15 protein-coding genes are annotated in these 21,237 nt (G+C 53.4%); 9 read left to right on the top strand and 6 right to left on the bottom strand.

Annotated features, from left to right (window positions below; translation table 11 throughout):
- Nucleotides 1-135: 135 nt before the first annotated feature.
- The gene (gene metH / locus KDM89_RS15445; protein WP_212688810.1) at nucleotides 136-3,873 is read left to right on the top strand and encodes a methionine synthase; all 3,738 of its coding nucleotides are present in this window, start codon (nucleotides 136-138) and stop codon (nucleotides 3,871-3,873) included.
- 155 nt (nucleotides 3,874-4,028) lie between these two features.
- Here the strand turns inward: metH and KDM89_RS15440 are convergent, their stop codons facing one another.
- From KDM89_RS15440 to KDM89_RS15430, 3 genes are all read right to left on the bottom strand, one after another.
- Nucleotides 4,029-4,706, bottom strand: a complete 678-nt coding sequence (locus KDM89_RS15440) for a hypothetical protein (RefSeq protein ID WP_212688809.1) — start codon at nucleotides 4,704-4,706, stop codon at nucleotides 4,029-4,031.
- 38 nt (nucleotides 4,707-4,744) lie between these two features.
- Entirely contained in the window at nucleotides 4,745-5,188 is a 444-nt protein-coding gene (locus KDM89_RS15435) for a hypothetical protein (protein WP_212688808.1), read from the bottom strand.
- A 388-nt stretch (nucleotides 5,189-5,576) separates the two neighbouring features.
- Nucleotides 5,577-7,895, bottom strand: coding sequence for a S9 family peptidase (locus KDM89_RS15430; protein WP_212688807.1), 2,319 nt, complete (start codon nucleotides 7,893-7,895; stop codon nucleotides 5,577-5,579).
- A gap of 167 nt (nucleotides 7,896-8,062) precedes the next feature.
- On the opposite strand from KDM89_RS15430, the gene KDM89_RS15425 reads away from it, so the two are divergent.
- The 5 genes from KDM89_RS15425 to KDM89_RS15405 all read left to right on the top strand — a co-directional run bounded on the left by KDM89_RS15425 (nucleotide 8,063) and on the right by KDM89_RS15405 (nucleotide 15,099).
- Nucleotides 8,063-8,935 (top strand): hypothetical protein, encoded by an 873-nt coding sequence (locus KDM89_RS15425; protein WP_212688806.1) that lies wholly within the window; start codon nucleotides 8,063-8,065, stop codon nucleotides 8,933-8,935.
- Between the two features lie 255 nt (nucleotides 8,936-9,190).
- The gene (locus KDM89_RS15420; protein WP_212688805.1) at nucleotides 9,191-10,051 is read left to right on the top strand and encodes a hypothetical protein; all 861 of its coding nucleotides are present in this window, start codon (nucleotides 9,191-9,193) and stop codon (nucleotides 10,049-10,051) included.
- Nucleotides 10,052-10,117: 66 nt separating this feature from the next.
- Nucleotides 10,118-11,131: a transporter gene (locus KDM89_RS15415; protein WP_212688804.1), complete on the top strand. Its 1,014-nt coding sequence runs from the start codon at nucleotides 10,118-10,120 to the stop codon at nucleotides 11,129-11,131.
- 300 nt (nucleotides 11,132-11,431) lie between these two features.
- The gene (locus KDM89_RS15410) at nucleotides 11,432-12,703 is read left to right on the top strand and encodes an HD-GYP domain-containing protein (RefSeq protein WP_212688803.1); all 1,272 of its coding nucleotides are present in this window, start codon (nucleotides 11,432-11,434) and stop codon (nucleotides 12,701-12,703) included.
- Complete coding sequence (locus KDM89_RS15405; protein ID WP_212688802.1) at nucleotides 12,700-15,099, top strand: sensor domain-containing protein; 2,400 nt, start codon at nucleotides 12,700-12,702, stop codon at nucleotides 15,097-15,099. The genes KDM89_RS15410 and KDM89_RS15405 overlap by 4 nt, the downstream gene beginning before the upstream one ends.
- An 11-nt stretch (nucleotides 15,100-15,110) precedes the next feature.
- On the opposite strand, the gene KDM89_RS15400 is transcribed toward KDM89_RS15405, so the two are convergent.
- A complete protein-coding gene (locus tag KDM89_RS15400; RefSeq protein WP_212688801.1) occupies nucleotides 15,111-15,884 on the bottom strand; it encodes a tetratricopeptide repeat protein in 774 nt (257 codons plus the stop codon).
- 395 nt (nucleotides 15,885-16,279) lie between these two features.
- Between KDM89_RS15400 and KDM89_RS15395 the strand changes: the two genes are divergently transcribed.
- From KDM89_RS15395 to KDM89_RS15385, 3 genes are all read left to right on the top strand, one after another.
- Entirely contained in the window at nucleotides 16,280-16,768 is a 489-nt protein-coding gene (locus KDM89_RS15395) for a phage regulatory CII family protein (protein WP_189356762.1), read from the top strand.
- Between the two features lie 75 nt (nucleotides 16,769-16,843).
- Entirely contained in the window at nucleotides 16,844-17,416 is a 573-nt protein-coding gene (locus KDM89_RS15390; RefSeq protein WP_212688800.1) for a chromate transporter, read from the top strand.
- On the top strand, nucleotides 17,413-18,006 hold the full coding sequence (locus tag KDM89_RS15385; protein ID WP_212688799.1) for a chromate transporter: 594 nt from the start codon (nucleotides 17,413-17,415) through the stop codon (nucleotides 18,004-18,006). Before KDM89_RS15390 ends, KDM89_RS15385 begins: the two co-directional genes overlap by 4 nt.
- A gap of 1 nt (nucleotide 18,007) precedes the next feature.
- Here the strand turns inward: KDM89_RS15385 and KDM89_RS15380 are convergent, their stop codons facing one another.
- Complete coding sequence (locus KDM89_RS15380; protein ID WP_212688798.1) at nucleotides 18,008-19,405, bottom strand: DUF1501 domain-containing protein; 1,398 nt, start codon at nucleotides 19,403-19,405, stop codon at nucleotides 18,008-18,010.
- Nucleotides 19,406-19,413: 8 nt separating this feature from the next.
- A complete protein-coding gene (locus KDM89_RS15375; RefSeq protein ID WP_230427900.1) occupies nucleotides 19,414-21,114 on the bottom strand; it encodes a DUF1800 domain-containing protein in 1,701 nt (566 codons plus the stop codon).
- Between the last annotated feature and the right edge of the window lie 123 nt (nucleotides 21,115-21,237).

Below are 21,237 nucleotides of genomic sequence, written 5' to 3'. Positions count from 1 at the left end.
GATTCAGATTGCGGGCGCGTAATAAATGCTGCTAAAAGGACCACGCCCGATCCGCTTGCATGCATAAGCCGATCGGGTTTTTTGTTATCCGGACAGACAATATGCCCGCTGTCCCTGCCGAAGTGAGCCAAGACCATGAATGCATCCCTCCCCGTTTCTGATACCGAACAACGCCTGCGCAGCCTGCTGCAACAACGTATTCTGATACTGGACGGTGCGATGGGTACCATGATCCAGCGCTACAAACTGACAGAAGAAGATTACCGTGGTGAGCGTTTTGCTGACTTCCGTGGCCCGGACACACAGCGCGAATTATTTCTGAAAGGGAATAATGAATTGCTGTCGCTGGTGCGTCCGGATGTGATTTCGGAAATCCACGAACAGTATCTGGCGGCCGGTGCCGACCTGATTGAAACCAATACCTTCGGTGCGACGTCGGTCGCGCAGGAGGATTACCACATGGCGCATCTGGCCTATGAAATGAATCTGGCCTCGGCGCGTCTGGCACGTGCCGCCTGCGACAAATACAGCACACCGGATAAACCACGCTTCGTAGCCGGCGCTCTGGGCCCGACCCCGAAAACTGCATCGATTTCGCCGGATGTGAATGATCCCGGCGCACGTAACGTGACCTTCGATCAGTTAGTCGCGGCTTACCATGAGCAAGTGCGCGGTCTGGTGGATGGCGGTTCCGATGTGCTGCTGGTGGAAACCATTTTCGATACGCTGAACGCCAAAGCAGCACTGTTCGCGATCGACCAGTATTTTGAAGAAACCGGTCAGCGCCTGCCGATCATGATTTCCGGTACGGTCACCGATGCGTCCGGCCGTATTCTGTCCGGTCAGACCGTCACCGCGTTCTGGAACTCAGTACGTCACGCCAAACCGCTGACCATCGGCCTGAACTGCGCACTGGGCGCGGCGCTGATGCGTCCGTATGCGGAAGAGTTATCCAAAATCGCCGACACCTTCGTCTGTATTTACCCGAACGCCGGTTTGCCTAACCCGATGAGCGATACCGGTTTCGATGAGTTGCCAGCCGATACCTCTGCACTGCTGAAAGAGTTTGCCGAAGCCGGTTTCATTAACGTGGCCGGTGGCTGCTGTGGTACCACGCCGGACCATATCCGCGCGATTGCGAATATTCTCAGCACCCAGCGTCCGCGTCAGATTCCGGAAATCGCACCGGCGATGCGCCTGTCCGGTCTGGAACCTTTCATCGTTGATCAGGATTCACTGTTTGTGAACGTCGGTGAACGTACCAACGTGACCGGTTCCAAAGCCTTTGCGCGTCTGATTCTGAATGAACAATACGATGAAGCACTGAGCGTCGCGCGTCAGCAGGTCGAAAACGGTGCGCAGATCATCGATATCAATATGGACGAAGCGATGCTGGATTCGCAGGCGGCGATGACGCGCTTCCTGAATCTGATTGCATCGGAACCGGATATCGCGCGTGTCCCTGTGATGATCGATTCCTCCAAATGGAGCGTGATTGAAGCCGGTCTGAAATGCGTGCAGGGCAAAGCGATTGTGAACTCGATTTCGCTGAAAGAAGGCGAAGCCGAATTCCTGCGTCAGGCCACGCTGTGCAAACGTTATGGCGCAGCCGTGATTGTGATGGCCTTTGATGAAACCGGTCAGGCGGATACCTATGCACGCAAAATCGAAATCTGCGAACGCGCATACCGCACGCTGGTGGATAAAGTCGGCTTCGATCCGCAGGACATTATTTTTGATCCGAATATTTTCGCAGTCGCGACCGGTATCGAAGAACACAATAATTACGCCGTTGATTTCATCGAAGCCACACGCTGGATACACAAAAATCTGCCGGGCGCCAAAATCAGCGGCGGTGTGTCTAACGTCAGCTTCTCTTTCCGTGGCAATGATCCGGCGCGCGAAGCCATTCACACGGTGTTCCTGTATCACGCGATTCAGGCCGGTATGACCATGGGCATTGTGAACGCTGGCATGATCGGTGTGTACAGTGAACTGAGCCCTGAACTGCGTGAGCGTGTGGAAGATGTGGTGCTGAACCGCCGCGACGATGCCACCGAGCGCATGATTGAATTTGCCGCCAGCCTGAAAGCCGGTGACAAAAAGCAGGAAGTATCGCTGGAATGGCGTAACGACCCGGTACAGAAACGTCTGGCGCATGCGCTGGTACACGGCATTACACAATGGATTGTGGAAGATACAGAAGAAGCGCGTCAGCAGTTTGAGCGCCCGATTCAGGTCATCGAAGGTCCGCTGATGGATGGTATGAATATCGTCGGTGACTTGTTCGGTCAGGGCAAAATGTTCCTGCCGCAAGTGGTGAAATCCGCGCGCGTGATGAAGCAGGCGGTTGCGCATCTGGTGCCGTTTATTGAAGAAGAGAAAAAACGCAGCGGCGACACCAAATCCAAAGGCAAAATCGTCATCGCCACCGTCAAAGGCGATGTGCATGACATCGGTAAAAACATTGTCTCTGTCGTGCTGCAGTGTAATAACTTTGAAGTGGTGAACATGGGTGTGATGGTGCCGTGTTCTGAAATTCTGGCCAAAGCCAAAGCGGAAAACGCTGACATCATCGGCTTGTCCGGTCTGATCACGCCATCGCTGGAAGAAATGGCTTATGTCGCCAAAGAAATGCAGCGCGACCCGCATTTCCGCATGATGAAAATCCCGCTGCTGATTGGCGGCGCGACCACCAGCCGCGCCCACACTGCCGTCAAAATCGCACCGAATTACGAAGGGCCGGTAGTGTATGTACCGGATGCATCGCGCTCGGTATCCGTCGCGCAATCGCTGCTGTCACCGGAAGCGCGCGAGCAGTACATTCAGGATATGCAAACCGATTACGAACGCATCCGCGTGCAGCATGCCGGTAAAAAAGCCGCTGCAATGCTGACGCTGGAACAGGCACGCGCGAATCGCATGCAAGTCAGTTTCAGCGGTGATGCCGCACCGGTGCGTCCGAAATTCATTGGCCGCCGCGTCTTCAAAAATGTGGATCTCGGCTTGCTGGCGAATTACATCGACTGGGGTCCGTTCTTCCAGACCTGGGATCTGGCCGGTCCTTTCCCGGCGATTCTGACCGATGAAGTGGTTGGCGAAGCAGCGACGAAAGTGTTTGCCGAAGGTCAGGCAATGCTGAAAAAAATCATCGAAGGCCGCTGGCTGACGGCAAACGGCGTGGTTGCGCTGTTACCGGCGAACAGCGTGCGTCACGACGATATCGAAATCTACACCGATGAAAGCCGCAGCGAAGTTGCGTTCACGTATTACGGTGTGCGTCAGCAAACCGAAAAACCGGTGATCGACGGCGTGCAGCGTCCTAATCAGTGTCTGGCCGATTTCATCGCACCGAAAGACAGTGGCGTACAGGATTACATCGGTATGTTTGCGGTGACTGCCGGTCTGGGTATCGAAAAACACGAACAGCGTTTTGAAGCCGCGCACGATGACTACAGCAGCATCATGCTGAAGTCGCTGGCGGACCGTCTGGCAGAAGCGTTTGCGGAATATCTGCACGAACGTGTGCGTAAAGATTTGTGGGGCTATGCCGCCGACGAACAGCTGAGCAATGAAGCGCTGATCGCTGAAAGCTACAGCGGTATTCGTCCGGCACCGGGTTATCCTGCTTGCCCGGAACACACGGTGAAAGCCGATATGTTCCGCGTCATGCAGTGCGAAGAAATCGAGATGCAGGTCACCGAATCATTTGCGATGATTCCGGGCGCCGCCGTATCCGGCTTCTACTTCGCCCATCCGCAATCGAAATACTTCAGCGTCGGCAAAATCGGCAATGATCAGGTCAGCGACATGGCCGACCGTCGCGGCGTCAGCAAAGAACAAGCCGAACGCTGGCTCGCACCGAACCTGTAATTCCCTTCCCTCATGCGGCAGAAATCGTCATCACACGATTTCTGCCCTGCCCGCTCAGCCAGCAAATTCGCGGACGTCCGTGAAAAACGGCTTTTTTCTGTGCAGAACTCCGCATTTTGCATGTGTTTCGCATTTTTTCGGTCACCATCCCCGGCTCAGCGCTCCGGTACGAAAGCCTGTAACAGGCGCTCACGCAGTTGCTGACGTACCGCATCGATAGCCTGCTGGCTGCGTCCGGCATTTTTCACCTGCGGTTGCAGGTAACGGTTCAGCTCACGGGCGATATCCAGCACCGGATTACCATAGCGCCGGTTTTGTTCAGATTCCCGCTCCTGTTCCATCACACGGCATAACACTTCCAGCGTGGAATCCAGCCGGAAATCGATGTTCAGATCCGGTGGCAGACCCAGTGCGTGTATGCGCTGCATAACGGTGTTCTGCACTTCGTCCAGTAACGCCGGATCCACTGCGTAATTGCACACCAGCTGTATCGTCAGACGTTTAACCTGACGACCGAAGCGCTTAAACACTGTGCCATCCGTACAAATCAGCGGCAGATGGCGCAGGAAAGAGAAATACTGATCGCCGTCGTATCGCAGAATATCGCCATAAGTTTCGCGGGTGTATTCGGTGTATGCGAATACGGCATGGCGACTGCCCTGCACTTTTGATTCCGACACCACCAGATGCCGGCTTTCCGGCTCATATGACAACACATCAATATCACTCCAGTGCCCTGCCTCGGTTTGCAAAGCAAAGCGTGGTTTTGTCCAGTATCCGGCCAGCAACCATTCGGCTTCGATAATGCCTTCAGCAGTCATCATTTCCGACATCACATATCCTTCTCAAAAAATAAATTCAAATATTCTTATCAATAAATCTGCCGGTAACAATCTGCCTCCCAGTACAAGCGTATCGTATGATCTGCTTGCAACTGTAAATGCAGTAAGGGTTTACCGCTGTACGGACTGCACAATATCTGCTCTGTGTGATTCAACAGCGTTTCCGGTGGCATACAGCATTGCAGGTTTCTGACACGCCACAAGCCGGCACGCTGCGATACCGGCAACCTGCTGCGCCATGCCTCGCGCTGACGAGACCCTGTTTCTGTGTCCAGCCAGCTGGCGAACCATGCCGGTTCACCTGCAGCAGCCAGTTGACGCCTCCACGCAAAACGACTGCGCAACCAGTATTCCTGCTCGCCATACTCCAGTACCAGTGCCGTCGCGCTGTGAGACCCGGAACCGTATCCGCTGGCCTGCGCCAGCCACAAACGGCTGCTGACCATCATATCGCTTGCATCATTGTCGTTCATCGCAGACACCGCTTCAGACAGAAAACCCTCAAGGTAAAACAGCCCGTATCACCATGCAAGCACAGAAAAACTTTGGCCAATACACGTTTTGGTCACCCGTATTGATGCAGAAATCGTCATCGCACGATTTTAGCCCTGCCCGCTCAGCCAGCAAATTCGCGGACGTCTGTGAAAAATGGCTTTTTTCTGTGTAGAACTCCGCATTTTGCATGTGTTTCGCATATTTCCGGCCTGCCAGTCGACTGATCACTGTCTTTCGTTTTTTTCAGCGTTCGCCGATACTCGTCACCGCCTGCAAACTCTGCTGCCACGCAGAAATAAAAAAAGCCAGCACCGGAGTGCTGGCAAAACACGGCTGAAGAAGACTTGAAAATCAGGAATACCAGATTTACTTAGCGCTGACGGAATCCGGCGTATTCAGCGGCAAAGGCTGACGCTGCTGCAAATGGCGGATGAAATAATCCCAGCGGCGGCGGTTGTAGTACGCACTGTCATCCAGAAAGTGATCGCCGTTCGGTACGATCAGCATGTCGAAATCTTTACCGGCTTTGATCAGGGCATTCACCAGTTGCAGCGAAGCCATCGGGTTCACGTTGTTATCCAGCTCACCGTGCGCAATCATCAGGCGGCCTTTCAGATTTTTGGCGGCGGTCAGGTTGGAGTCACGGTCATAGTGCGCACCGAGCGCCGGGCCACCCATCCACTGTTCATTCCAGACGGCTTTATCGGAGCGGTGATCGTGATTACCGGATGCCGCCCAGCCAACTTTGTAAAAGTCCGGACGGGTAAACATCGCACGCGCAGTATCGTAACCACCGGCAGAAAATCCGAAGATGCCGACGCGGTTCACATCCAGCACGGGCTTTTGCGCTGCCAGTGCGCGAATCGCGACTTCATGATCTTCATAACCATTGGAGCCGAGATTATTAAATGCGTAATTCAGAAATTCGCGGCTGCGGCGCGTGGTGCCGCGACCATCTACATACACGACAGCAAAATCCAGTGCCGTGAACGGCAGCGCACTACTGCGCAATGCACGTGCAAATGACTTCGGTACATAGGTAGTGTGCGGTCCGGTATAAATATTATCAATCACCGGATAGCGGTTTCCCTGTCTGGCGCGAACCGGGTAATACAGTACGCCATACAAAGCGGTTTTGCCGTCAGCCGCCGTAGTGCTGAACGGTTCCGGTAAGCGGAAACCGGTCGCCAGCAAGCGGCTGATATCGGCCTGCTCCAGCTCCATCAGAATTTTGCCGCTGACGCCATCGCGCAATACGGTGCGGGTAGGCTGATTCACGGCCGACATATTATCGACCAGATAGCGCGTATCCGGCGATACGCTGACATCATGATCGAGCGCTTCCGGTGTCAGCAAACTCAGTTTTGAACCGTCTTTGCCGACGCGGTACGCATGACGCAGATAAGGATCACGCGCCGGTTCACGGCCCATGCCGGTCAGTATCACTTGTTTGTTTGCATCATCAAACTGCAGGATGTCACCGGCACGCCAGTTACCACTGGTCAGCGCCGCCAGTTGTTTGCCGCTCTGTGAATCGTACAGATAATAGTGCTTCCAGCCACCGGCATCGCTGGTCCAGTAAATTTCATTCTGCTGTTCGCGCAACCAGTAGCGATGGCCGTAATAGTCGGCATACGGTTCAGCTTTTTCCTGCACCAGCAAAGTCGCGGCACCGGTATCGGCATCGATTTTGAACAGGTCTATGCTGGCGTAGCCGCGTGCCGGACGGAAATGCAGCAGGTGGCGGCTGTCCACACTCCAGCGGTAATCCGGATCGCCGTAATACAGCATTGCTTGCGGTGCTAACTGCGGCGTTATTTGCTGACCATCCGCGATACGAATAATCGTCAGCGCCGCCGTCGCGGTACGGGTATCACCGCTGAGTGCATACGGATAAGTAAAGGTCTTCGGTCGCAGACTGCCATCCGGCGGGCTGGATTGCATCAGCGTCAGCGTGGCTGCGTCGCGCAAATCCATGCGGAAGGTAGCAATGCGGGTGGAGTCCGGTGACCAGCTCAGATCCGTGACATCGGACGCCTGCTTGTGTTTACCATCGATGATCAGTTTCGGATCCATCAGCGGTTGCGCATACGGCGCTTCCGGCGAGCCATCGGTGGTCAGCTGACGTTCCTTACCGCTGCTGACTTCTTTCAGCCACAGATTCCCGGCCTTCACCACCACATCCCATTTACCATCCGGTGAACGGGTCGCCGGTGCGGCCGCTGGCGCGTCTGCGATTTCTTTCAGCTTCGCATCTTTGCGCTGCCATTCCCATTGTTTGCCCTGATAACGGAACTGCAGGGTTTGCAAGTCATCCGTCACTTTCAGCGCGGCAGGCCGCCAGTGCAGATTCTCTTGCGGCTTCCCGCTGGCTGCGGCCAGTGCCTGCGTCAGCGCCGCATGATCAAACAAGGCTTCGCGTTTTTTATCGGCCGCAAACACCAGCTCATAACGCGGCTGCTCCGCATCATCACGGTAATACCAGAACACACCGCTTTTCCCCTGTACCCATTGCGGTTGTATATGCAGACGGTAAGTCAGCTTACCGATATTTTCCGGCAGATAACGTTCTGCCAGCGCATATTGCTGCGCGGTCGGCGAAGCGGTCTGAGCAACTGCACTGACAGGCAGATTCAGCAACAAAGTACTGCTCAGCAACAAAATGGTTCCGGGATGATGTTTCAAACGCGCCTCCGATAAAATATTTATTAAATATATTTATGAGATATTATCAGAAGAATTCTGCTTAGGCATATTCAGTTGCTGCAACTGAAGAATATTGCGTATATCACCACATTGAAATTTAATATGATGACAACTTTTTAAAGGTATTCGCTGACAAGGAGAGGCAAATGCAAACAGAAATCCGGATTTCTGCACCTTGTCGTATTGCAGGACTGATGAGTGCGCTGATACTGAGCGCCTGTGGTGGCGGCGGGGTTGATGGCCAGGAAATCGGCAAGGCGTATGCTGACGGGCTGACAGAGGGTGTGGCTTGTGCTTTCGCTAATTGTAAAGAATCACCGGATCTGGCGTTATCGGATATCTCTGCAAAATTTTATGTCACTCAAAAAGATGGCTTGGTTCAGGTCAGCGCAAGCCTTGGTCAGAGCGCCAATTTGGTGACGACAGTACGTCCGGCTGGTGCAGATAAAATCACCGCAACAGTCAACGGACAAAATCTGAACCTCGCTGACGACAGCAAGGGTTTGCGTCTGCATTACTCCGGACAAATGAATGAAAACAGTGCGCAACCGGTGGTGACGGTCAGTTTCCAGCGCGGAAATGACAGCTACCCTGCAACGGTAACGCTGCAACCGGAATTCAGTCTGACATCGCCAGCCAGCCCGCTGAATCTGCCACGCGGCGCAGGCGTGATGACAGTGCAATTTAACCGCAGTCTGTCAGGCACAGTCAGCGCGGCATTCAACGCAAGCTGCCAGCGTACCGATAACACCAGCTTCACGGCAAGCAGCAGCATTCCGTACAGCGTCGTTTCTGACACGTATCAGGTCAGCACTGCTGAACTGGATAAGGCCTTAACGATCCTGAGCCGTGCAGCTAATAATCAGAAACCGGATACGCCGCTGGTTACCACCTGCATACTGGACTTCAGCTGGAACAATGAAGTCACCGGAATCGTCAGCAACGCATTAAACCGCTACAGCAATATCTATGGCACACGCAGTGTGACGCACCGCGTTAATTACGACGCGACAAAATAAACTGCTTTTACCGGCATACTTCAAAAACACAGAGAACCGCTTTGCAGCGTTTTTTTTCAGACAACGTCGCAGACCAAATAAACTCGCGCTCCTCGTCCATTTCTGCAACATGGTCAAAACTGTTCATTTAAAAATGCCTGAGGAATACAAAAAACAGTTTAAAAAACCATATAAAAAATTGTCAGTATGCAATCTTCATTTTTGCTATCATGCCAACTCTGTGCCGTCGCCCCTCCCTTTTTTCAGGAGCTGAAAATGAAACAAGGACTCCGCTTTTCCCGTCCTCTGCAATTCTCATGCGCGATCGCCCTGCTCGTGCTGAGCGGCTGCGGTGGTGGCGGTAATCCCGGTGAAGATATTGGTAATGCCATCGGACAAGGCGTAACCTGCGCCGTTCTGAATTGCAAAGAATCGTCGGATCTGGCGCTGACCGATATTTCGACCCGCTTTTCCGTCAGTCAGAATAACGGCATGGTGCAGGTGGATGCCGGACTAGGACAAAGTGCGAATGTGTTTACTACCGTACGCCCCAGTGGCAGTGACAAACTGACGGCCGCCAGCAATGGCCAGTCAGTTGTCCTGACCGATAACAGTGGTGGTATGCGCACCAGCTACCGTGGTCTGATTGCTGACAGCAGCGCACAACCAGTTGTTACCGTCAGCCTGCAGCGCGGTGCAGACAGTTATCCGGCTACCGTAACCATCCCTTCCGCTTTCAGCATAACGACACCGGCTGCAGTGTCTAACCTGCCACGCACTGCTGTCAAAATGCGTGTGCAGTTCAGCCGCAACATGCCCGGTTATGTCAGCGTTTCACTCGCCGCCACATGCAACCGTACCGACGGCAGCAGTTTCAGCGATACAACCGATATGCAATACAAACTTGACCCGGATGCATACCGTATCGATACGCTGGATCTGGATGCGGTACTGAATGCACGCAGTCAGGCAAAAAATAACAACAATCCGAATACTGCGCTGGTATCCGCCTGTACTGTTGACTTTACCTGGACAAATTACGTCACCGGGACAGTCAGCAGTTCGCTGAACAAGTACAGCGACATCCGTGGCACACGCAGTGTGACGCATCGCGTTAATTACGACGCTCGTGCCTGACATCAAACTGTCATTTTCAGCTGAGGCAAAACTGGTATTCTGAGGGACTTAGTATAAATATTTTGTATGCTGAATCCTCCCGAATCCTATGGCGCAGATGCATCCGGCCTGATCTGCGCTTACCGGTTTTGCCATGCATCTCATGCGCAGCCTGTCTCCGGATCAGATGCACTGAGCTGGTTAAACCAGAGTGATGATGCCGGCTTTATATGGCTGCATCTGAACCTCAGTCATGTCGCTACAGAAAAATGGCTGCGGGAACATTTACAGTTACCTGTTGAATTTTACGAAGCGCTGCATGAAGGTTCCCGTTCTACCCGCATCGAACATGCTGATCAGCATCTGATCGCCATCATCAACGATGTCGTACACGACTTTTCTTACGAAGCCAGCGATATTTCCACCTTATGGGTGTGCGCCAGCGAGCGTCTGATCGTGACAGTACGGCGGACTTTTCTGAAGTCCGTCGACCGCCTCCGGCAAGCGGTGAATCAGGGCGCACAACTGCAATCTACCGCAGAATTACTCAGCCACTTACTGCATGATCAGGCTGATGTACTGACTGGCATTGTGCGCCAGCTGAACCGGCAGGTTGATGATACGGAAGATGCACTGCTGGCTGGCAGGCTGAATCATAAACGCGCCCGTCTTGGTCAGAAGCGTCGTGTACTGGTTCGGCTACAGCGCTTGCTCGCACCGGAACCGGCAGCCTTATTCCGTCTTCTGCAAAAGCCACCGCGCTGGATGAGCGATGATGCGCGACAGGAATTACGTCAGGCAACGGAAGAGTTCGCGGAAGTGTTGCGTGATATGCATTCGCTGCAGGAAAGAATTAAGTTATTGCAGGAAGAACTGGCTACCGTTGTCAATGAGCAAAACAACCGTTCGCTGTTCGTGCTGACTATCGTGACCGTACTCGCTTTACCGATCAATCTGACCGCAGGGCTGATGGGCATGAATGTCGGCGGAGTACCATTTTCTCAAAACGAATACGGCTTCTGGATTGTGGTACTGATACTGGCCATTGCGACCGGAATTGCGGCATGGCTGGCATTTCGCCGGCGCGATCCCGATGCCTGACCTGTACAAGGGTATGAACGGTATCTGCAGATTGCGTTGAAAACCACATTCAGAGACTTTTTTTCAACACAAGCCATCAAAGCTGTGTTTCCATCCTATGATGAAAAACGGTGCGCTTCAGCGTGCCGGTATTGCAGGCCAGCAATAAGGCTTGCATGATTTTTGTCATAAAAACCGGATTTCCCGATTGGCGGTGGCTGGCTTTTACCGTGGATTCCGGTAGCATGTTGATACGATTTTTTCTGACAGCGGAAGCTCAGGCATTTTCCCCGGCAGATCTCAGGCAAGCATAACAACAGCATGACAGATATTCACACGCAATTTATCGATACTTCCCAGCTGCGCATCGGGATGTTCGTCTACCTCGATATGGGGTGGATGGAGCACCCGTTTCCGGTCAGCAATTTCCGGATCAGCCATCAGGAGCAGATCGACAAAATACGTTCGCTCGGACTCGAGCGTATCCGTTATGCGCCCGCCAAAAGTGATCCTGAACCGGAACCAGCTGCAATAGCTGAAGCACCGAAAGAAGTCGCGGCAGAAAGTCCGGCAGCCAAAGCAGCCCGTGAACGGCGTGAGCTGTTAGCTTCGCAAGCCGCCAGTCTGCAGCACTGTGAAAAACAATTCAGTCATGCGGCGCAAACCTTCCGCAGTATCCATGAACAAATGCATGCGCAACCGGGCACTGCGCGCGAACTGGCAGAACAGCTGATTGAAGGATTTCTCGGTGACATTCTGACCGAAGATGAAGCAGCCATTCGTTTGCTGTCTGAAAAAGCCGGGGAGAAAACCTCGCTGCATGCAATCAATGTTGTTGTGATTTCCCTGTTACTCGGAAAAGCACTTGGTCTGGGTAAAGCAGACATGCTGCATCTGGGTATTGGCGCGCTGTTACACGATCTGGGAAAAATGATGCTGCCTGACCGCCTGCGCTGGGTCGATGAGCATTTCAATCATTCGGAAAAACAGTTATTTCAGGAACACGTCGCACATGGCGTGCAACTGGCCCGCAAACTGGGTTTGCCCGCACCGGTGCAATTGCTGATTGGTCAGCATCATGAATATTTTGATGGCAGTGGTTACCCCAGTCATGCGAGTGGTGACCGGCTGAATTTACCGAGCCGGATTCTGAGTCTGGTGAATTATTACGACAACCTGTGCAATCCGGCTAATCCGGCACTCGCCATTACCCCGCACGAAGCACTGTCGCAGATTTTTACCCAGTACAAAGCACGCTTTCATGCGCCGACTATGACGGCTTTTATCCGCATGATGGGCATTTATCCGCCGGGTTCTGTCGTTCAGCTGACCGATGAGCGATTCGCCATGGTTGTCTCGGTCAATTCCAGCCGGCCAATCAAGCCACGTGTCGTGATTCATGATGTTTCCGTACCGCGCGAAGAAGCGCTGGTCATCAATCTGGAGCATGAACCGCATCTGGGCATTCACAAAAGTCTGAAGCCTCTGCAATTACCGAAAGCCGCATTTGATTATCTGTCTCCGCGCAAAAGGCTCTGCTATTTCTTTGAACGCGGACTGGAGTTGAGTCCCGAGCGCGGAGGTGATGTATGAGCCCGCAGCAATTGCACAGCCTGATCGAAGGCATGCTGGATGCAGTGCTGATTGTGGACCCGATTTCACTGCAGATTATTGCCGCAAACCGCGCCATACACGGATTGCTGCGTATGCCGGCGGGGAGTCTGCCCGGTACGCCAATGATTGATCTGGCGGCGGCCCCGGAAGATGTTTTCTTCTGGGAAGATGTCGCAGCAGGTTTGTCAGACAATATTCATTCGGAAACGCTGTTACGACGTTCAGATAATATTGTCATCCATGTCGAACGTCAGGTGACACTGGTTAAAACCGGGCTCGACAGCGCTGTGTTTGTTGTCGCAATCCGCGACCATACAAATCAGCGACAAGTTGAACAGGAACTGGAAAAGCTGATTGCAGAACTACGGGCCACACTGGAATCTACAGCAGACGGTATTCTGGTCACCGATCTGGAAGGTGGCATCCGTAGCTATAACCATTTATTTGCAGAACTGTGGGGATTACCGGACGAATTGCTGACTCAGCGCGATGACGCTGCGATTTACCGCTGGATGGATAAAGCAATTATTGATGCCGAACGTTACGCGGAACGTTTAGGAACGATTACACGTTCACCGCTGATGGAAGCAACCGATGTGCTGGTATTGCGTTCCGGCAAAATTCTGGAACGTGTCACGCTTCCGCAATATGCACGCGGCCGGCCAATCGGGCGGGTATATTCGTATCGTGATATCACGCAAAAACTCGAAGATGAAGCCCGCCTGCAGCTGGCAGCAAAAGTGTTTGAGTCCAGTACTGACGCGATTTTTATTACAGACAAAGATCAGCGCATTATCACTGTTAACCCCAGCTTTTCATCGCTGAGCAAGTTTTCAGAAGATGAAATGAAAGGGCGTTTGCTGCGCGATGTATTTGATCATGAAACACCACCAGCACAACTGGATCAGATTCTGAGCCAGCTGGAACAAAATGCCTGCTGGGAAGGTGAGCTGTGGAACCGGAACAAAGAAGGTCATGCGTATCTGAGCATGGTCACGCTGGTGAAAGTGACGGATGCGCAAGGACAAACCCTGCATTTCATCGGCTTTTGTAAAGACCGTACAGAATCACACGCCGCGAAACAAAAAATTGAACAACTGGCATTCAGTGATGCGCTGACCGGATTACCGAACCGCTTATTACTGGCTGAACGCATCAAACAAGCAATCAGCGTTGCCAGCCGTCGCCATGGCAGCTTCGCACTGTTGTTCCTCGATCTGGATCATTTTAAACAAATTAATGATGCGCTCGGCCACCCGTTCGGTGACCGTGTTCTGCTGGAAGTAACCCGACGCCTGAAAAAATGTATCCGTCAGGTCGATACGGCCGCCCGCCACGGCGGCGATGAATTCGTCCTGCTGTTGCATGAGGCAACTGCAGAAGGTGCGGAAATCTGTGCAAGGCGCGTGCTGGATGAGTTATCCGCGCCGGTCGATCTGGATGGCATGCAGTTCACGATTACGTCGAGTATCGGTATCGCACTGTATCCGGCCGACGGCAATAACATGGATGACCTGATCAAAAATGCCGACAGCGCCATGTATTACGTGAAAGAGCGCGGTCGTTCCGATTTCCGCTTTTATCAGAAGCAAATGAATATCGGCCTGCTGTCACGCATGAAAATGGATCATGCAATGCGGCAGGCACTGGATAAGCAGTTATTCCGTCTGCACTATCAGCCGCAAATTGATCTGCGCAGTGGCGAAATTTTCGGTGTCGAAGCACTGATACGCTGGCGTGACGAAGAACTCGGCGATATCAGCCCGGCGCGTTTTATTCCGATTGCAGAGGAATCCGGTGCCATTGTACCCATTGGACAATGGGTGATGCGCACTGCTATTGCACAGGCTGCCTGCTGGTACGCTGCCGGGCAAACATTGCGCATGAGTTTTAACGTGTCTGCACTGCAGTTCCAGCAAACCAATTTTGTTGACGGCGTTGCCGAAGCGATTCGCGAAGCCGGCATTCCTCCTTCACTGGTGGAACTGGAGCTGACCGAATCTGTGCTGATCCGGGATGCGGAAGAAACACTGAAAAAACTGGAAGCCTTATCGCAACTCGGTGTCAGTCTGTCGATTGATGATTTCGGCACTGGTTACTCCAGTCTCAGTTATCTGAAACGCTTTCCGATCCGCAAACTGAAAATCGATCGTTCCTTTGTCGAAGATTTACCGCACGATGAAAGCGATATTGCGATTGTGACCGCCATTATTCATCTGGCACACGCTATGAAAATGCGGGTCATCGCTGAAGGGGTGGAAACTGCCGGTCAGCGTGATTTACTGATGCAGCTCGGATGTGACGAGGTTCAGGGATATTTATATTCTCCGGCACTGCCGCCGGATCAGATGAGTGCAATGCTGGCACCTGCATGATCAGAACGGCTTCAGCCCGCTTCGCGCCACAAGCCTGACTGATTCTGAATATCCTCAATTTGCTCTGCAGTAAGACTGGTGCTCACCAGTTCTTTACTGTCCATTGCTTTCATCCCTGCGTTCAGGCTGGCATGCAATAAATGCTGATATGCCTGCCAGACATCTTTTTCCGTACCGTCGCCGTACAGATAACGCAGACCGAGCTGAAATTCTGCAGATACAACACCCTGATCGGTGGCCTGCTTCAGCCAGTAAACCGTTTGTGCCGGATCCTGCTGCACCCCGTGTCCGTCGCGATACATCATGGCCAGATGAAACTGCGCACTGGCATTGCCATGACTGGCTGCTTCCTGGTAATACTGACTGGCGCGCTGGTAATCACGCTCGACAATCTCACCGGTTTCATACAGATAGCCCATCAGAAATGCCGCGGGCGCAAAATGCTGACTGACTGCCTGCGATAAATAGGTACTGCCGGTCTGCACATCATGCACATCACCCTCTCCGGTCAGATACATCAGCGCCAGATTGGTGCGTGCACCGGCGTGTCCCTGATCAGCCGCACGCTGCAACCAGTAACGTGCCTCATCAAAACTCTGAATGCCCAGCTCACCATTCAGATACAACATACCCAGCGTATGCTGCGCCTGCATGTCTCCCTGCAGCGCCCAGTGCTGCAGCAACATCGCGTCGTCCGCAAGATCATCATCACCGCTGGCGGATAAAGCCACCACAGCAATACTGCAGGCAAGCACAATACGGCGTAGCGTTTTTCTTGTGATCATGGAATGGAGGAAAATTCAGCTTCAGATGATTACATCTTAATCGTTGAATGCACGGTGTTTGTTTCTTTGCTTTCTTCTCCGGTAACGAATTGTAGAACTTGTTTCGGTCAGAATGCAGATATCAGCATAGTTGCTGCCAGAGTAATTTTAACCTGCTTACAAAATTCCTTCCGAAAGCGCCGCAAAAGCGGCCTGATCTTCCTTTATCTACGACGGGCAAAGCGATGTGCAGGCAGATGAGGACAGATTACAATAGGCACACAGTTTTGCCACAATCGCGGTAAAACCACTGGCTTCTGCTGTCAAAAACTTATCAAATCGGTACAATGCGTGCTGCATTGCGACACCACCTGAGTCAAAGCGTGCCAGCTATTACACAAGATCAAGGACTGAACATGACCCGTAAATATTCCGATATGAATCAGCACGACGCATTATATAAAGTTGCACGGGCCTATCCGGGCGGACTGGAAGCGCTGGCGACCAAAATGGGCATGTCTGTCAATGTATTACGCAACAAACTGGCACCGGCGATTGAATCGCATTATCCGTCGTTTGAAGAATTGTCCGTCATTATCGAACTCTGCCATCAGGCAGGCGTGAAAGATGCGCATCTGCCGCTGCATGCTTTGCTCGGACGTCATGGCCTTGCAGCCTTTGTCGTACCGGAACCTTCCGAAGTCAGTAAAGATGACCTGTCGCAAACAGTGTGCAAAGTCATGAGTCAGGTTGGCGATGTCGCTGAAGCAGTTTCTGAAGCCTTACTCGACGGCGTGATTACAGCGGCGGAAGCAGATCTGATCGAACGGGAATTTCAGGCTGCGCTGACTGCACTCGGCGAGTGGCGCGCGCGTATCCGCGCACATCGTCAGGCACAGGACTAAGCCACAGCAACTGCGCCGGACAAATTCCGGACGGTGCTTTACAATGACAGGCTTCTGCTTGCATCAGAGTCTGCCATGACTGCCGAATCTGCACCCGACCGCCCGCGTCCGGCCTCGCTTACTGACTTATTCTTCTCCTTTACTTGGCTCGCGCTGCAGGGCTTCGGCGGCGTACTGGCTGTTGCTCAACGCGAAATCGTCGAGAAAAAACGCTGGCTGACGCCGGAAGAATTCGTTGAAGAATGGGCCGTAGCGCAAATCATGCCCGGCCCGAATGTTATCAATCTCTGCATGATTATCGGCAGTCGCTACTTCGGCATACGCGGCGCAGTCGTTGCGCTGGCAGGCATGCTGACGATCCCGCTGATACTCGTACTCTTACTGGCTGTCGTGTACGCACAGTACGCCGGACATCCGCAAGTCGCGGCAGCACTGCGTGGTATGGGCGCAGTCACTGCCGGACTGATCATCGCCACAGGCTTGCGCTTAATTTCTGCACTGGATCAGCATCCGCTCGGCAAACCACTTGCGCTCGGTGTTGCCGCTTTATGCTTCATTGCCGTCGGCGTATTCCGTATTCCTCTGTTTTATGTCTTACCGGTACTCGGCGGTGTTTGCTGGATCTGGGTAGCGCGGAGACTGCGATGACCGGCCAGGAACACTTTCTGAATATTCATCTTGAGTTCAGCGACTGGCTGGCTTTGCTGCTGCACTATATGATGCTGTCTTTATTGTCGGTCGGAGGTGCAATTTCCACATTGCCGGACATGCACCGTTATCTGGTGGAGCGCCAGCACTGGCTGACTGATGCGCAATTCAATGCATCGGTGGCGATTGCTCAGGCCGCACCGGGGCCGAATGTGTTGTTCATTGCCCTGATGGGATGGAATATCGGTATGAATTGCGGCAGCGCCTGGCTGGGTCTGCTCGGTGTACTGGTTACCATGACCGGCATCCTGTTGCCGAGTACAACGCTGACGTATCTCGCGGCCAGCTGGGGACACCGTAACCGTGATTTACTGGTGGTGCGCAGCTTCAAACTCGGCATGGCACCGGTGGTGATTGGTCTGCTGGTATCAACCGGATGGATTATGGCTGCTGCGCATCAGAATCTGCGCAGCGACTGGCCTTTATGGCTGATCACAGCAATCAGCGCACTGGTGGTGTGGCATACCCGCCTGCACCTGTTATGGCTGCTCGGTGCAGGCGCACTGGCGGGTATTCTGGGCTGGATCTGAATCAGACAAAACCCAGCGTGCGTGCACTGACGTTGTAGTTAACCAGATTCGGCAACAGCATCAGCAAATCGGTATCCGAGACGCCCAGCCATTTACCCAGTGTCGCGGCATACTGATCCACCGACGTGGTCGGCAGCAAACGTCCCTGCCCGACATCGTCAGGACCATTCGATGCAATCACCGGCGGTGTGCCGTAGAAGCGCTGACCATTCACTGCGCCGCCCATCACAAAGTGCATACTGCCCCAGCCGTGATCTGAGCCATCGTTGTTACCGCTCAGGGTACGGCCGAAATCCGATGCAGTGAATGTGGTGACCTGATTCGCCACACCCAGCTCCACCGTCGTGTTGTAAAACGCAGCCATCGCATCAGCCACGGTTTTCATCAGTGTCGGATGATTACTGACCAGACCATCATGCGTATCAAAACCGCCGATCCCGACGAAAAAGACCTGACGTTTGACTTTCAGCGTATCGGCTGTGGCAATCATTTTTGCGACCAGTTTCAACTGATCACCCAGACTGTTTTTGGTCGGATACACCGTTTGAAAAACCGGTGCGCTGGCGAGTGCGGCGCTCAGCGTGACATTCGCATCAATCGCACGCTGCGTCACACGGTTGTATTCCGCTTCCATCAGATGACTGCGGTTCTGAGTAATCAGGGTACGCAGTGCGGTACTGCAGGCAGCAGAACCGAACAGATTGGATTGCAGGCCGGAAAACGGAACAGAACCTGAAGTCGTTACCTGATACTGCACCGAAGTGTTACCGGATAAAAACACAGCATTACCCGTTACATTCACACAGGTGAAGGTTGTGTTCGCATTGCCGGACTGGAATAAATCGCCCATGCGTCCACCCCAGCCGGAACTCGCGCCTTCTGGTGCTGACGATTGCCAGACCGATTGCTGATCATTGTGTGAAAACAGCTTTGGCGGCAGCTTGACTGATTTAGTCTGATACTGCGCCTTGGTGGTCGGTTGTATCAGTGTCCCGATATTCAGCACCGGCGCCAGCTTACCGGCGTCAAACAACGGCAGCAGCGGTGCCAGATTCGGTGCCAGTGCATACTGATGCGGAAAGCCGGCACTGTCGCGCGGATCTGTCGCCACCTTCAGCGCTGTCGGTGTCAGCGCGTCACGGGCAAATGCAAGCGTTGGACGCAAAGCAGCGTAAGCGTTGTAGCCGGTAGTGTCATAAGGGACCAGCGTGTTCGCGTAATCATTGCCGCCGTATAAAAACACACATACGATCGCTTTGTAATCGGTTGCCGTAGCGGCAGAAGCTTCTGACAACGCAGCCAGATTCAGTGCCCACGGTGTCGCTACACCAGCCACAGACAGGCTGGCTGCTTTTTGCAAAAATGCGCGACGGGATGCATTCATCGTCTTATCCATCATCGTGTTCCTTATTTACTGACGATAAATTCCGGGGATGCCAGCACCAGTGTCAGTGCGGCATAAATCCGGTTCAGTTTGCGGGCATCGGTATCGGAAGGCATGCTGTCGATTGCCGCAGTAATTGTATTGATCGTGACATCACTGAGCTGACCCGCAGCCAGCAGAAGATTCACTTCATTCAGCAGGGTTTTGCTGGTGGTCGCCATTGGAATCAGGCTGCTGTAATCCGCGACCAGATCCGTATTCGCACCACTGACGATACGCTGCATGTAGTTCACATACGCCACCACCGTCGATTCATTCACGATCTGGAACTCCGGCGCCACCAGCGAAGCACCGGCGATGCCACTGTTCGGCGGCACATAACCGGGACGGAAAAAGTTAAACACAGAGCCGGAACGCGAAGGGCTTTGGCCCAGACTGTTGGATGTGCTGCTGGTGTTACCGACGTTCCATAAGCCGCTGACGGATTGCACATTAAATGCCCGTGCCCATGCAAGGAAGCGGTAAATCGGTTCGCGCAGCTTACCAAACTGCGGATTCACCAGATTGGCTGCATTACGCGCTTCATCGTCGAGCAGAATCGCTTTCACCACTGCGGCCAGATTGCCTTTGACACCTTTGCTGTCGCTGTTAAAAACGGTCGAGATACGCTGTACATAAGCAGCGCTCGGATTGCTGGTCACCAGACGCTGAATCAACTGACGCGAAATAAACGGCGCGACATTCGGATGCGCAAAAATAATATCCAGTGCGGCCTTCAGATGCGCGACACCATCCGCACCGGCCGGTACGGTACTGCCGAGGAAAGTCGATGCGCCAGTTTCATGACGGGCAGCGACCTGCGTCATCGGACGGCGTAAAAATTCCGGCGTCGTAGTATCGCTGGTACTCAGATCAAAATCCCAGCCGGTGAAGATACGGGCCAGTCCGCCGATATCATCATTGGTATAGGTTTCCTGCTGCACGCCGTTTTGCAGTTTCGGCGTACCATCAAGATTCAGCTGAATCAGACCGATCGAAAACAATTGCATGATTTCGCGTGCATAGTTTTCGTCCGGCAGTGCACCGGTTTTGGCATTGAACTTCACATTGCCACGGAAAGTCAGGTACTGCCCCATCGCTGCACTGGTGGAGACCCCTTCCAGCAGCGTGCGGAAGTTACCGAAGCAATTCGCTTCCAGCATGTCCAGAAAAGCTGCCGCAGAAAATGACTGCCAGCCTGCACCGACCAGACCATCAATCCCGACCACAATAATTTCCGACAAAGCCTGCGTCACACGCTGACGCAGCGTGTCCTGCGCACTGATCAGTTTGCCCCAGACCACATTATCGAAACCGTTCTGCGTAAAAATATTCGCGGCGACATCGTAGCCTTTCGCCTTCAGCCAGTCCCAGCGGGTGCCGGAACCAGCCATTGTCATTTGCTCATCGATCCATGCTGAGTAGCCAATCGCTTTGACACGGGTAATCTGGGCACGGGAAATACCAACCGCAGCCTGGCTCAGAAAGCGGGCTGCATCGGTATCTGACAGAGCCACGGGTGGTGTAACGCCCCCGCCGCTACCGCCGCTGCTGTCACCGGCACCACCGCCGCCGCCGCCGCATGCCGCCAGTGCGACCGTTGCCGCGCCAACCGCCAGCGCACCACGGACGGAAGCGGCCTGTTGTTCCTGCGCCTGCGGGCGCTCTGTTTCTGTTTCCATCATTGCCTCAATAAATATGCATACCGGATGACTGCAGAGGATAGTGGAAATACCCCGCCATTCCTATGACGGCTCTGTAGCAGAAGCCGGAAAGCTGTCTCTGATTATTCTGAAAAAAATCTCTTT

It is taken from the genome of Cognatundibacterium luofuense, assembly GCF_018139685.1.
Taxonomy (GTDB): Bacteria; Pseudomonadota; Gammaproteobacteria; order Burkholderiales; family Burkholderiaceae_D; genus Undibacterium; species Undibacterium luofuense.
This window is presented reverse-complemented; position numbering and strand designations above follow the sequence as displayed.

Excerpts from the sequence above, each read along its gene's own strand:
- KDM89_RS15405 (WP_212688802.1), top strand. The coding sequence starts at position 12,700 with ATGAGCCCGCAGCAATTGCACAGCCTGATCGAAGGCATGCTGGATGCA.
- metH (WP_212688810.1), top strand. The coding sequence starts at position 136 with ATGAATGCATCCCTCCCCGTTTCTGATACCGAACAACGCCTGCGCAGC.
- KDM89_RS15420 (WP_212688805.1), top strand. The coding sequence starts at position 9,191 with ATGAAACAAGGACTCCGCTTTTCCCGTCCTCTGCAATTCTCATGCGCG.
- KDM89_RS15390 (WP_212688800.1), top strand. The coding sequence starts at position 16,844 with ATGACTGCCGAATCTGCACCCGACCGCCCGCGTCCGGCCTCGCTTACT.
- KDM89_RS15425 (WP_212688806.1), top strand. The coding sequence starts at position 8,063 with ATGCAAACAGAAATCCGGATTTCTGCACCTTGTCGTATTGCAGGACTG.
- KDM89_RS15410 (WP_212688803.1), top strand. The coding sequence starts at position 11,432 with ATGACAGATATTCACACGCAATTTATCGATACTTCCCAGCTGCGCATC.
- KDM89_RS15400 (WP_212688801.1), bottom strand. The coding sequence starts at position 15,884 with ATGATCACAAGAAAAACGCTACGCCGTATTGTGCTTGCCTGCAGTATT.
- KDM89_RS15435 (WP_212688808.1), bottom strand. The coding sequence starts at position 5,188 with ATGAACGACAATGATGCAAGCGATATGATGGTCAGCAGCCGTTTGTGG.
- KDM89_RS15395 (WP_189356762.1), top strand. The coding sequence starts at position 16,280 with ATGACCCGTAAATATTCCGATATGAATCAGCACGACGCATTATATAAA.
- KDM89_RS15440 (WP_212688809.1), bottom strand. The coding sequence starts at position 4,706 with ATGTCGGAAATGATGACTGCTGAAGGCATTATCGAAGCCGAATGGTTG.
- KDM89_RS15375 (WP_230427900.1), bottom strand. The coding sequence starts at position 21,114 with ATGATGGAAACAGAAACAGAGCGCCCGCAGGCGCAGGAACAACAGGCC.
- KDM89_RS15415 (WP_212688804.1), top strand. The coding sequence starts at position 10,118 with ATGCTGAATCCTCCCGAATCCTATGGCGCAGATGCATCCGGCCTGATC.
- KDM89_RS15380 (WP_212688798.1), bottom strand. The coding sequence starts at position 19,405 with ATGATGGATAAGACGATGAATGCATCCCGTCGCGCATTTTTGCAAAAA.
- KDM89_RS15385 (WP_212688799.1), top strand. The coding sequence starts at position 17,413 with ATGACCGGCCAGGAACACTTTCTGAATATTCATCTTGAGTTCAGCGAC.